Below are 12,265 nucleotides of genomic sequence, written 5' to 3' on the forward strand. Positions count from 1 at the left end.
GCGGGTCAAGCGTATGGCGGGAGAGGCAGAGTACTCCAAACACGACCGGCTGCAATCCAAAGCCGGCGCAGGGTCTGTTGCCGATCCGGACAGCCAGGCCTCGTTGACAAGACAGAAGGCCCGTCGCAAGTTCAGCCTCGTCACATCTCCTCGGACAAACTCACCGGAGAATACCCCATGCAGATTTCGCTCGACGCGCTGCAGACCCTGATCGCGACAGCTTTCGAGAACAGCAAGGTTGCTCCGGATACGGCACAGATCGTGGCGAAAGCCCTGGTGAGAGCGGAAGCCGACGGCATTTCCTCGCACGGTGTTGCCCGGGTCCCGCCTTATGCCGAGCAAGCGAAATGCGGCAAGGCCGACGGCTTCGCCAAACCGTCCGTATCCCGCCCTCGCCCGAGCGTGATCAACGTTGACAGCAATATCGGCTTCGCCTTTCCGGCAATAGAGCTTGGCCTGAAGCAGGGCATCGCGGCTGCGAAGGAAACAGGCATGGTGGCTGTCGGCTTTGCCCATTCCCATCATTTCGGGGTTGCCGGACATCATGTCGAGGACGCAGCGGATGCGGGCCTCGTCGCTCTCGCTTTCTCCAACACGCCCGCGGCCATAGCGCCCTGGGGAGGCAAGCGCGCGCTCTACGGTACAAACCCGATCGCCTTTGCCTGGCCGCGTTCGGACAAGGCGCCAATGGTCATTGATTTGTCGGTCTCCACCGTCGCGCGCGGCAAGGTGACTCTCGCGGCGAAGACCGGACAGACAATCCCGGAAGACTGGGCCCTCGATGCGGACGGCAATCCGACCACGGATGCGCAGGCAGCCCTTTCCGGCACCATGACCCCGCTAGGTGGCGTCGGAGCCGGTGCCAAGGGTGCCGCGCTAGGTCTGATGGTCGAGCTGCTCTGCGGTGCGCTGACCGGCTCGAACTTCGGCTATCAGGGTACGTCCTTCTTCGAGCCGACCGGCGCCCCGCCCTCCATCGGGCACATGATGCTTCTGTTCGATCCCGCCGCCTTCGGCGGCGCCGACAGCTTCGGCAGCCGGGCGGAAGAGCTGTTTGGCGAGATCCTGGCCCAGGATGGTGCCCGGCTCCCCGGCGACCGCCGCCTGAAGCTCCGCGAGGCAGCCGCACGGGACGGCGTGAACATTCCCGACGCGCTGCTCGACGACATCAAATCCCGCGCTTCCTGATTCATCGGAACCCACCATGACCGACACGATTTCAATCCGCCGCGCCACCCGTGAGGACGTTCCCCAGATCTACGCACTGGTGCGCGGCCTCGCGGACTATGTGAAGGAAGCCCACCTGCTAAAGGGCACCGAGGAGGACCTGCTGCGGGACGGCTTCGGCGATCAGCCCCGGTTCCGATGCCTGGTCGCCGATGACGGCGCCGGGACGCTCCTCGGCACCGTGATCTACTCCGCCAACTACTCGACCTGGGTCGGTCGTTCGACCTGCTACATCGACGACTTCTTCGTTTCCGACAAGGCCCGCGGCAAGGGGCTCGGCCGTCGCCTCATGGCCACCGTCGCCGCCGAAGCGGTAGCGGAAGGACATGGCCGGATCTCGCTGACCGTGCTGGACTGGAACCCGGCCCGCGAGGCCTATCACAACCTTGGTTTCGAGCATGAGGAAAGTGCTCTGCGCTACACGGTTTCAGGTGAGGCGCTGAACAAGCTGGCCGCTTCGGCGGAGTGATCCACAAGCCTCCAAGCTTGACAGGACGTCCCCGGTTGACGACCAAGTCAACAGACATTTCCGACGCATGGAGAGGTTGGACCCATGAATATCGACGTCGCCGGTGAAGTAAACGTTCTCTGGGAAGAAACCCAAGTCATGCTGGCCACCTACGGCTTCGATGTCGTGGGTGCGATCCTGATCCTGCTGTTCGGCTGGATCGTCGCCGGCTGGGCCGGGCGCGCCACCCGCAACGCGGTCGAGCGGATCGCCTGGATGGATGGAACGATCAAGCCGCTGATCTCCTCCGTCGTCCGCTACCTCATCGTCATCATCACCGTCGTCGCGGTCCTGAACCGCTTCGGGGTGCAGACCACCAGCATCATCGCCGTACTCGGCGCCGCCGGCCTGGCTGTCGGCCTCGCCTTGCAGGGCACCCTCAGCAATGTTGCCGCGGGTGTGATGATCCTGTTCCTGCGGCCTTTCAAGGTCGGCGACTATGTCAGCGCGGCCGGCACTGCCGGCACCGTGGCCGAGGTCGGGTTGTTCACAACGGAACTGACCACACCGGACAATGTGTTCATTTCTGTGCCGAACAGCCAGATCATCAACAGCGCGGTCAGCAACTTTTCCCGGCATGCGACCCGGCGCATCGATATCGTCGTCGGCATCGGATATGGCAGCAATCTCGACACCGCTATCGGGGCGTTGACGAAGCTGGCCGAGGATGACGATCGGGTTCTGGCCGATCCGAAACCTGAGGTGACCGTGCGCGCCCTGGCCGACAGTTCCGTCAATATCGGCCTCCGGTTCTGGGTCAATGCGGGGGATTACTGGCCCACGCTTTTCGCCTTCAACAAGGCGGTGAAGGAAACCCTCGACGCCAACGGCATCGAAATTCCGTTCCCGCAGCGCGTGGTCGAAATGCGCAATGCGAAATAAGGGCCGACAGCGGCGACTCAATAGGTGCGGCGAAGCTTGAGCCAGTCCAGACGGTCCCGGCTTTCAACCTCGACCGTCAGCATTTCTCCCTGCCTCAACACCGTCAGGGGAATGCGGGTTCCGGCTGGCCCGAGCGCCCAGACGGCCCGAAAGAAACCGGCCATGTCCCGCACCGGGACGCCCTTCACCGCAACGAGAACGTCGCCATAGGCGAGACCGGCCGCTTCCGCGGGCCCGCCGTCGGCTGTTCCCGAAATGACAAGGAAGCCGTTGACCTCGGTCGGGTAGATACCGACCCATGGCCGGGCCGGTTCAGCCGACCGGCCAAAGGCAAGCAGATCCGACAGGACCGGTTTCAAGAGGTCGATCGGCACGAACATGTTGCCCGGTTTCCCGCTGCCGCCCGCATCGCCGAGAATGAGCGAGCCGATGCCGAGCAGGCGGCCGTCCGCTCCGAACAGGGCCGCGCCGCCGAATTCGGCGATCGCCGGCGTGGTGAAGATCGCCGCGTCAATCAGGTATTCCCAGCCGCCCGCGAACGGACCGATGAATTGCACCGCGACGGGTCGTGCGGCGACAGGCCCGATGCTGGCTGCCAGCAGCCTCTGCCGCTCGCCCAGCGCGGCTGACGATCCAAGCACGGCCGAGGGGACCTTGAGGCCTTCATGGGCTCGCAGAAGCCCGAAACCGGTGGCATGGTCATAACCGACAATATCGGCCGGGTAGCGCCGGCCGTTGTGATCGGTGACCGACACCGAATCCGCCTCCAGAATGAGATAGCCGATGGTCAGGATCAGACCGTCATCCGCGATCACCACACCGGCGCCGACCCGCTCGGTTCCGAGTCGGTCCGCCGTTCGGGAATCGTGCGGCACATGGGCATCGATGCGAACGACGGCCTCGAGCGGATTGCCGGCCGCCAGCGCCTCCACGCCCCCGACAAGCCGAAGCAACAGCAGGAGGAGGCAGAGGCCTGCCACCCGGAGAAACGGCCCGCGAAGCACTACCCGTCGCCAAATCATGGTCAACTCCCGCTCTTGTCGCACCCGACTGCAGCCGAATCCCGCTGAAAGCGATATATGGCGCGGCGGAACGGCGCCAAGAGGCTGTCACGATGCGCGACGGAGCGCAGTTATCGGATACACGAATTGACGCGATCTATGCTATTGTTCGGGAACGGAATTGGTCTCCGGAATGGCAGGTGGCGAATGGCTAAGGACTATGCACAGACAAAAGCCCTCGAAGCGCTTGAGGCGACTGGCGCCAACCGCCATGAGGCATCCTTGCTGCTCAGGGTCTGGGCGGAATCAGACGAGAAACTGAAATCCGCGCTGGTTGCGCCATTTCTGAACAATCTTTGCGCGCTCGCCGTGCAACGGGCCTTGTCCGGCCGCGCCGGCCGCCGCAAACCTGCCAGCAAGCGTGCCCGCCCGGTGGACCATTCGGCAACCCTTCTGGACGCGATCAGCAAGGGCGGCGCCCAGACCATGTCAAGCACGCGCAGTTCTGCACCGCCGCCGCCGGCCGGCAGCGCCCGGCACAAACAGGCCGTGACGCTTCTCGCCGCCGCGTTCAAGCCGAGCGGCAAATCCTAGATCTACCGGCAACCCCTATCTCGGGCGCGCCTCGACCATGTTTTCATAGAGGTTGGAGAGATAGGTCGGATCCGCGCCGATGCTAACCTGCTGGTTGGTCTGGTTTCGGATTTCGGCAGTCTCCGCCACGCCGGCCGCGACCATCTCGGGGGTCGGCTCGTCCGGAACGATGACCTGACCGTTCTTGATCAGGCCCGCCAACATATCCTGGGAATGTTTCCGAAAACGCTGAAACGAGGAATCCATGCCGCCGCTGTCACGCCGGGCGCGCGGATTGGATGCCCGCGACAGGGCCATCGAGAAGATATCAAGGATCAGGTTTGGATTGTAGGTGGCGATCCAGCCGTCGACCATGGCGCCGAACACGGCCTCGACATAGACCCGGGCGCCGCGCTGCCCCATCAGGCCGCCGGCAAGCGTCTTGTCGGCTCCCGCGATCATGGCGTCCGTCGGCTCTTTCGGGACAATCGCAAAGCCTGCCAGTTCAAGTGACTGAACGACGCCCTCGGCATCCTTCTTGTACTTGTCCCACTCATTCTCGATGAGGAACGAGCCCAGGATATCGACCTGATCATTCTGGACACGGTTCAGGAACCGCGCGAACTCTTTTGCAACATGTTCAACGACAACAAACTGTTGCACCGGCTCCCTGCCGCGCATATCCGACTCCTTAAACTGAACCTGCTTGTCCATGACCGGTGCAAAACCGGCCAAATCGACATATGGACAACGACAGCATCCAGGACATCAAAATTATCTCAAAATGCGCCAAACACTATCCGATCCGGACATCAAAAAACAATGCCGATCATTTCACAACGACGGATATCGCAGACCGGCACGAGGCGAAACGCACGCCTTGTTCGCTAACGGGTTGTACGCGTGAGAAAACGCGGCGGTGACTGCATGTCTCCGGCTGTATCCGAATTTCGCGGCAAACGGGCACGCCCCTTCGGCATGTCCATATCACGCCAGTCGCGTTCGGTTCCAAACGGAACCGTACCGCCAAGCTCTTCCCGAATGATCGCGTGCGCCAGATGTTCCGCGGCGGAGCCTATGTCGCTGCGCTGCCAGTCCGGCAGGGAATCGAACGCCGCGCGCGCCATGAAACGGTCGATCTGCTTGCCCGATGTATAGGCGCGCCGGATCTCCCGCGTGACCTTGTCGGACGGGCCCAATTTCTCTGAAACGGTGTCCGAGAGAATGCCCAGTGCTTTACGATCGGTCGTGTCGAAATCAGCCATCAAAGGCTCCAGTCAAATGCATACTCACAGAATATGCGCACATGGCCCGTCTGTCACCGGATTTGCTCATCAGCCGAACTTCCGGACAGCCATTCTGAGGCCGCTCAGCACCTGGTCTTCCAATATTCCGCCATTGTCCGTGATGCGGTCCGCGATCACGACATACATGGCGTCAATATGCAGCTGCAGGATTTCGAACTGGATCCGGCCCAGATCCTGCCGTCCAGCCACAAAATCGTTCAGAACCGTGGCGATCATGCTGAGAATCTGATAGCCGATCGTGCCGCCCATGCCCTTGATCTGCAGGCTTTCTTCGAACACCAGCGTCAAGAGTTCGGGGTCACTCATTTGCCCGCTGCTCCGGGCCTGCATACTCGCACGCAACGTCCGAAGCCGGGCCGCTAAATCGACCACAAATCGCTCGCGGGACTCATTGACGACTTCCTCCAGCCGCCGCAGAACGGCCGGGCTGAGGCGCAGATCCATGCCGGTCGTACTGTTGACGGCTCGCTGGGTCAAATCCTCCGCTGGAGGCAAAAGTTTCGATTTTTCCTTCGATTTTGCCGCAGTCAATGAGACACCCTAGCTGTTACTCTCGCCGATCCGGCCCGGTAATGGGAACCTGGCGGCGACGTCTGTCAGGACCATAATAGTCTTTACTGTCTACGAAAGCCCGCGGCCGCGCAATGATACCGACCATGCGCCGGTAAAACCCCTCAACACCGTAGGGCTTTGCGATGAACTCCGTAACGCCTGCGTCCCGCGCCTCGAAAACATGCTCCACCGCGGACATCGCCGACATCACCAGGATCGGCATCTGCTTATGCGCCTTGGTCTTTCCGTCACGCACGGCGCGGATCAGATCGAGACCGTTGCGCGGCGGCAGATGGAGCTCGGTCAGCAAGACGTCGACGGAATCGGAGCCGAGAACCGCCAGTCCCTCATCGAAACTGTGTGCGACGAACACCGTCGTCGCTCCCATCGTCAGCAACAGGTCGCGCGCCAGATCGGCGGACAGCGCGTTGCCGTCAACGATCAGAAAATGGACGCTGCTGAAATCTACTTTCTCCGCCATGAACGGATTGCCTTCCCCCGAAAACCTGATCTATACCGCGAAATCCATGCGGTCGCCCGACCGGACAGTAAAGCGGGCCCAGGCAATCCGAAAAACTGCACGCATAAATCATACCAAATATGGCGCCGATTTTAGGACGATACCGGAACACCGCCGGACAGGTAAGTTTTAAGAGCAGGAAAAGTCGAGGCAATTTCACGCAATTGGTGCGTACCGCACACGTATTTGTGTTTGCCCCTATCGGCTGGAAACCTGCCCGACCGGAAGCCGCACCGGCGCCTGAACTTTTCCATTCTGCCGAAAATCGAACAGCACCGATCCGACTGTCGGACTTGCCCGGCCGGAGAAGTCCGCTAGGGTCACGTCTATGGCAGATCACCAGCACACTCCTCTCACGCGCGATTCCATCCGCTCGGGTCACATCCGCGACCTGATCCGGAAAAATGCAGTGACTTACAAGGTACTCAGCGACGCGGAGCTGCATGCATCGCTCACCTCGATGTTTCCCGGCGGCGTGCCTGAAACTGATGTCTGGCTGTTCGGTTACGGATCGCTGATCTGGAACCCGTCATTTCATTTCGCCGACAAATGCTGTGCCACCGCCTACGGTTATCACCGGCGGTTCTGCCTGCAGACCCATCTCGGCCGAGGATCGCCCGAAGTGCCGGGTCTGACGCTGGCACTGGATCGCGGCGGCTGCTGCCGCGGCGTTGCCTTCCGCATCGCGCAGGAAAATGCCGCCGAGGAACTCGAGATTGTCTGGCGGCGGGAAATGGTAAGCGACGCCTACATTCCGCGCTGGCTTTCGATGACCGGTCCGGACGGGCCTTTCCGCGCCATCGGTTTCGTGATGAACCGCACACACGAACGCTATGTCGGCCAGCTTCCCGAAGAAGAGATGGCCGAAACCATCGAGCGGGCGCATGGTTTTCTCGGCCCCTGCGCCGAGTATCTCTTCAACACTGTGGAACACCTGGATGAACTGGGGATGCCCGACCGCGGCTTGACCCGGTTGCGGGACCGCGTGCTGGAAATTCGCGGCACCGGCGACGAGTCAAGATCTTCGAAACAAGAATAGGGTTCTCGCCAGCTTTGATCCGGCGGCATATCATCAGGATCGGTTTCTGAGGAATCCAGCAATGTCCGTGAAGCCTCTCTCTGTCAAAGACCTCTACACCAGGACGACCCTTCGGCCGCTTTCGATCAAGAGCACCGACGACCTCGAGGATATCGAGGCCCTGATCGGTCAGGAGCGGGCCCTCGGCGCAGTCCGTTTCGCTGCCCGGATGCGGCAACGGGGCTACAATCTTTTTGTCATAGGGCCCAAGGGGTCCGGCAAGCACATGGCGGTGAAGCGCTACCTTGAACAGCGCAGGACCGAGATCGAGGTCCCGTGCGACTGGGTCTATGTGCATAATTTCCAGAATTCCTACACACCGACCGCCATCGCCCTGCCGGCCGGTCGCGCGGAGTCGTTCCGCCGTGCCATGCAGGAGCTGGTGACCGACCTCACGGCGGTTATCCCGACGCTGTTCGAAAGCGAGGATTACCGTCTGCGGATCGAGGCCGTGAACAAGGAGGCGGCGGATAAGCAGCAAAAGTCCCTGGAATCTGTCGACGAGCAGGCCCGCAAACAGGGCTTGACCCTGATCAGGACGCCGCAGGGTTTTGCCTTCGCGCCGCTTTCCGGCAAAACGCCGATGGCGCCAGAAGCCTTCCAGAAACTCCCCGAAGCCTCCCAGAAACGCTATCAGGAAGCGACGAAGGGCATGATGGAGGAGCTGCAGAAGGTCCTTCGCGCCATGCCCCATATCGAGCGGGACCGCCAGCGCACCCTGCGGAAGATCAGCCGCGAGACGGCCCGCCGGGTGATCGAACAGGAAATCGCGGATGTCGAAACGGAAATGGCGTCGGCCGACGCGGCCCTGAAACATGTGAAGGCCGTTGCCGACGATATGGTCGACCATATCGGCCTGTTCCTGAATGCTGAGGACGGCAGTCCTGGAATCGTGCCGGACGGTGGCGGCGAAAGCGCCGTGGAGAACGATCCCGCGCACCGCTATCAGGTGAATGTCCTCGTCTCGAACCGTCCGGCGGGCGGTGCCCCGGTTGTGGTCGAAGACCATCCGGCATTGAGCAAGCTGGTCGGCCGGATCGAGTATTACGCCCATATGGGGACGCTGGTCGCTGACTTCTCGCTGATCCAGCCCGGCGCCCTGCATCGGGCCAATGGCGGATTCCTGCTGATCAATGCGGACAAGCTTCTGCTCAACCCGATGAGCTGGGAAGCGCTGAAACGCGCCCTCTATGCGGAGAAGATCACCATTGAGGCGCCGAATACAAACACGGCAACGGCGACCGTCGTCTCGCTGCAGCCGGACCCGATCCCGCTCGACCTGAAGATCGTTCTGTTCGGGGACCATCGGCTGTACCTCATGCTCTCGGCCCTCGATCCTGATTTCCATGACCTGTTCAAGGTCGCCGCCGACTTCGAGGAAATCATCGAGCGTACGCCGGAGAACGACGCTCTGTTCGCCCGGCTGGTCGCCACCATTGCCCGCAACAACAAGCTGCGCCCCTTTGCCCGCCCAGCCATAGAGCGCGTGATGGAACATGCGGCACGTCTGGCCGGCGACTCGGAGCGCATGTCGACCAGCGTCGGGCAGATCGCCGATCTGATGCGGGAAGCGGATTATTTTGCCGGCGAGGATGGCAAGGCCAAAGTCAGCCGCACGGACGTGGATCGCTCCATCGCCGCCCAGATTCACCGTGCCGACAGGCTCCGGGAGCGGACGGTTGAGCAGATCACCCGCGGCACGGTGCTTATCGACTGCGACGGTGCCAGGGTCGGCCAGGTCAACGGCCTGTCCGTATTGTCTATCGGCGATTTCGCCTTCGGCAAGCCAAGCCGGATTTCCGCCACGGTCAGGGTCGGCGCCGGCAAGGTCATCGATATCGAACGCGAAGTCGAGCTGGGCGGCCCCCTGCATTCCAAGGGCGTGATGATTCTCTCCGGCTTTCTGGCGCAGAATTATGCGGCGGACGCCCCGATGGCCCTCGCCGCGACGCTGACCTTCGAGCAATCCTATGGCGGCGTCGACGGCGACAGCGCCTCCTCGGCCGAGCTCTATGCCCTGTTGTCCGCGCTTTCCGGCCTGTCCATCGACCAGTCTCTCGCCGTCACCGGCTCGGTGAACCAGATGGGCGCGGTGCAGGCCATCGGCGGGGTAAACGAGAAGATCGAGGGCTTCTTCGATGTCTGCGCGGCGCGCGGCCTGACCGGCAGACAAGGGGTGATGATCCCGGCCTCGAACGTGAAGCATCTGATGTTGCGCGCGGACGTGGTCGATGCCTGTAAGGACAAGCGCTTCCGCATCCTGCCAATCGCCACGATCGCGGAAGGCATCGAGGTGCTGACGGGCACGACGGCCGGCGAGCGGGGGACGGACGGCACCTATCCGTCCGGCAGCGTCAACCGGCTGGTCGAGGAAAGGCTGGTGCGCTTTGCAGAGCTCCGGGCCAAGGCTGCGGCACAGGCGAAAGAGAGCTGACCGCTAGAGATACGTCCCCGCCAGCGTCACCAGCTCGCCACCGACGCCGAGCTTGAAACGGGAGACGCCCGGCATGTGCAGGCCGTCGACGCCGCCGAGATCGAGCCATTCGACGCCAGCTTCCTTCAGCTTGATGATCGCTTTCCAGAGCAGCAGATTGTGCGCCTGTTTCTCGCGCCCCTCCACCCCGGTCCAGCCGACGTAATAGGTTGCGGAAGTGCCGTGCCGGATGGTCAGGATCGCGGCGATCGGCTCGCTACCGACATAGGCGGTGAATACCTGTGTCGCGCGCTTGTCCCGTCCGCTATCCGCGATGGCGGCAACGAAGGCGCCCGCCGGCGCCCGGAACTTGCGCCGCTTTCGATGCTGGTCATGCCGGGAGAGCAGCCATTCCATCGGCGCGCCGCCATAGCCGCTGCGTACCCGGAGCGGCTCCGCTTCCGCGAGTTTGAGCTGGTTGCGCCATTTCACATGCAACCCGGCCCGAAGTGTCTCCAGCTCCGGACGCAGATCGAGCCAGACGGTACTGTAGCCGGTCACCATCGGGCGCATGCCGATATCGCGCAGGAGCGCGTCGCTCTCCGCACCGGCAGGCAGTTCAGGGGTCATGAGGAAGAGATTGAGCTTCGCGACCGGATAGCGCTGCTTGATCAGCCGGAAGATCGCCGCCCGCTCCGTGTCGGTAACGTCCGCAAGGAAGACCGGCCCGCGCGTCAGCTTGGCGATGCGGAAGCCGCCTGGAAAACGCCATTCGAGGATCAGGGCGAGCGCCACCCGCTCCGGACCGCGCATGAAGACCGCCGTGACGGGGCTATAGGCAGAGGCCCGGCTCATGGCCATGCCATAGGCGGAGGCTTGCTCCAGCGCCGCGCGGTCCGCCTTCGCGATCAGCTCATCCCAGCGCCGCTGATCGACCGCGTCCCAGAGCGCGACGATACCGTCCAGCTCCTCGCCGCGCCTGTCCTTCTGCACCCTGTCCGTCTGCGCTTTGGCGGCAGCCGCCATTGCAGGTTCCCCCGTCCCCGTTCAGCGGCTAGTCTTAGCCCATGTCCGTGCTCGCACAATTCAAAAAGCCGCCCATGATTCACGGCCACCGGATTCCCGGCCGCCGCTTCACCCGCTGGGCTGCGCTTTACTTTTTCGGCTTCGTTGCCCTGCCGATCCTCGGTGTCACATTTCTGCTCGACCTGATCGGCTATCTGCTGGCGGTGAAGCTGTTCGGCGCGTCCTGCTACGGGCTGCTCTGCCTGCTCTGATCAGTCGTCCTTGGCGTCCTTGGCTTCAGGCAGGTCGATCCCGGCAAGTTTCTGGAACACCTTGATGACGGCGGAATCATCTTCCTTGCCAAGCCCGGCCGCGGCCGCGCCCAGGAACTGCTGGTGCGCCGCCGCCGACAGCGGCAACGGGAAGGTCAGCTCCTTGCCGGTTTCCAGCACGATGCCGAGATCCTTCACGAAGATATTCACGGCACTGAGCGGCGCATAATCCCCGTCGAGAATATGCGGCACCCGGTTGTTGAACATCCAGGAGGCACCGGCGGAGTTGGAGATCACCTCGAACAGGTCGGCCGGTGCCACACCCGCCCGGATACCGAGCGCCATGGCTTCCGCCGCCGCCGCGATATGCACGCCCGCAAGCAACTGGTTGATGGTCTTCACGGTCGAGCCCGGTCCGGCCTGATCGCCCAGCCGGTAGACCTTGCTGGCAATCCCGTTCAGCAGGAACTCCGCCGCCTCGAAAGCCGCCGGCGTGCCGGAGCCCATCACCGTCATCTCGCCGGTCGCCGCCTTGGCCGCGCCACCGCTGACCGGTGCATCGACCATCAGCAGACCATATTCCGCCAGCCGGCCCTCGAGCTCCCGCGCATAGGCCGCCGGTACGGTGCTGCTGGCGACGACGACGGCGCCCTTTTTCATGTGCTTGACCGCGCCGGTCTCGCCGAACAGCACGCTCTCGGTCTGGGCCGCGTTGACGACGAGCACCAGCAGTGCATCCACCTTCGATGCCAGCTCCGCCGGGCTGGCCGCGCCCTTGCCGCCATTGGCGACAATATCCGCAACGGACTCGGCGCGCACATCCGTGCCCCAGGTCTCGACACCGGATGCAACCAGAGACCGGGCAGCGCCCATTCCCATGGAACCAAGGCCAATCACCCCGGCAATACGTTTCTCAGTCATCAGTTC

The 12,265-nt window shown here is 62.7% G+C and carries 14 protein-coding genes; 7 read left to right on the top strand and 7 right to left on the bottom strand.

The window, feature by feature from the left end:
• Positions 1 to 177: 177 nt before the first annotated feature.
• The 3 genes from RH950_RS04135 (at position 178) to RH950_RS04145 (ending at position 2,617) form a co-directional block, all read left to right on the top strand.
• Complete coding sequence (locus tag RH950_RS04135; protein ID WP_350053985.1) at positions 178 to 1,188, top strand: Ldh family oxidoreductase; 1,011 nt, start codon at positions 178 to 180, stop codon at positions 1,186 to 1,188.
• A 16-nt stretch (positions 1,189 to 1,204) separates the two neighbouring features.
• Complete coding sequence (locus RH950_RS04140; protein ID WP_350053987.1) at positions 1,205 to 1,696, top strand: GNAT family N-acetyltransferase; 492 nt, start codon at positions 1,205 to 1,207, stop codon at positions 1,694 to 1,696.
• Between the two features lie 84 nt (positions 1,697 to 1,780).
• Positions 1,781 to 2,617, top strand: a complete 837-nt coding sequence (locus tag RH950_RS04145) for a mechanosensitive ion channel family protein (protein ID WP_350053989.1) — start codon at positions 1,781 to 1,783, stop codon at positions 2,615 to 2,617.
• Positions 2,618 to 2,634: 17 nt separating this feature from the next.
• Here RH950_RS04145 and RH950_RS04150 read toward each other — a convergent pair whose 3' ends face one another.
• Positions 2,635 to 3,639, bottom strand: coding sequence for a S1C family serine protease (locus tag RH950_RS04150; protein ID WP_350053991.1), 1,005 nt, complete (start codon positions 3,637 to 3,639; stop codon positions 2,635 to 2,637).
• 186 nt (positions 3,640 to 3,825) lie between these two features.
• On the opposite strand from RH950_RS04150, the gene RH950_RS04155 reads away from it, so the two are divergent.
• A complete protein-coding gene (locus tag RH950_RS04155) occupies positions 3,826 to 4,212 on the top strand; it encodes a hypothetical protein (protein WP_350053993.1) in 387 nt (128 codons plus the stop codon).
• 15 nt (positions 4,213 to 4,227) lie between these two features.
• Here the strand turns inward: RH950_RS04155 and RH950_RS04160 are convergent, their stop codons facing one another.
• The 4 genes from RH950_RS04160 to RH950_RS04175 form a co-directional block, all read right to left on the bottom strand.
• Positions 4,228 to 4,872, bottom strand: a complete 645-nt coding sequence (locus RH950_RS04160) for a hypothetical protein (RefSeq protein ID WP_350053995.1) — start codon at positions 4,870 to 4,872, stop codon at positions 4,228 to 4,230.
• A gap of 206 nt (positions 4,873 to 5,078) precedes the next feature.
• Positions 5,079 to 5,456, bottom strand: a complete 378-nt coding sequence (locus tag RH950_RS04165) for a hypothetical protein (protein ID WP_350053997.1) — start codon at positions 5,454 to 5,456, stop codon at positions 5,079 to 5,081.
• A gap of 69 nt (positions 5,457 to 5,525) precedes the next feature.
• Positions 5,526 to 5,804, bottom strand: coding sequence for a hypothetical protein (locus RH950_RS04170; protein ID WP_350053999.1), 279 nt, complete (start codon positions 5,802 to 5,804; stop codon positions 5,526 to 5,528).
• A 241-nt stretch (positions 5,805 to 6,045) separates the two neighbouring features.
• Complete coding sequence (locus tag RH950_RS04175) at positions 6,046 to 6,531, bottom strand: response regulator (protein WP_350054000.1); 486 nt, start codon at positions 6,529 to 6,531, stop codon at positions 6,046 to 6,048.
• Between the two features lie 448 nt (positions 6,532 to 6,979).
• Between RH950_RS04175 and RH950_RS04180 the strand changes: the two genes are divergently transcribed.
• Together RH950_RS04180 and RH950_RS04185 are read left to right on the top strand one after the other, a co-directional pair.
• Positions 6,980 to 7,609, top strand: a complete 630-nt coding sequence (locus RH950_RS04180) for a gamma-glutamylcyclotransferase (RefSeq protein WP_350054002.1) — start codon at positions 6,980 to 6,982, stop codon at positions 7,607 to 7,609.
• 61 nt (positions 7,610 to 7,670) lie between these two features.
• Positions 7,671 to 10,082, top strand: a complete 2,412-nt coding sequence (locus RH950_RS04185) for a Lon protease family protein (RefSeq protein ID WP_350054004.1) — start codon at positions 7,671 to 7,673, stop codon at positions 10,080 to 10,082.
• A gap of 3 nt (positions 10,083 to 10,085) precedes the next feature.
• Here the strand turns inward: RH950_RS04185 and RH950_RS04190 are convergent, their stop codons facing one another.
• Entirely contained in the window at positions 10,086 to 11,087 is a 1,002-nt protein-coding gene (locus tag RH950_RS04190) for a lipid II:glycine glycyltransferase FemX (RefSeq protein ID WP_350054006.1), read from the bottom strand.
• 74 nt (positions 11,088 to 11,161) lie between these two features.
• Here RH950_RS04190 and RH950_RS04195 point away from each other — a divergent pair, with 74 nt between their 5' ends.
• Positions 11,162 to 11,338 carry a hypothetical protein gene (locus tag RH950_RS04195; protein ID WP_350054008.1) on the top strand — a complete coding sequence of 59 codons (177 nt, stop codon included), beginning with the start codon at positions 11,162 to 11,164 and terminating at the stop codon, positions 11,336 to 11,338.
• On the opposite strand, the gene ltnD is transcribed toward RH950_RS04195, so the two are convergent.
• On the bottom strand, positions 11,339 to 12,259 hold the full coding sequence (ltnD, locus tag RH950_RS04200; protein WP_350054010.1) for an L-threonate dehydrogenase: 921 nt from the start codon (positions 12,257 to 12,259) through the stop codon (positions 11,339 to 11,341). It abuts the gene before it with no gap.
• Positions 12,260 to 12,265: the final 6 nt, after the last annotated feature.

This window comes from Nisaea sp., from assembly GCF_040217065.1.
Classification (GTDB): Bacteria; Pseudomonadota; Alphaproteobacteria; order Thalassobaculales; family Thalassobaculaceae; genus Nisaea.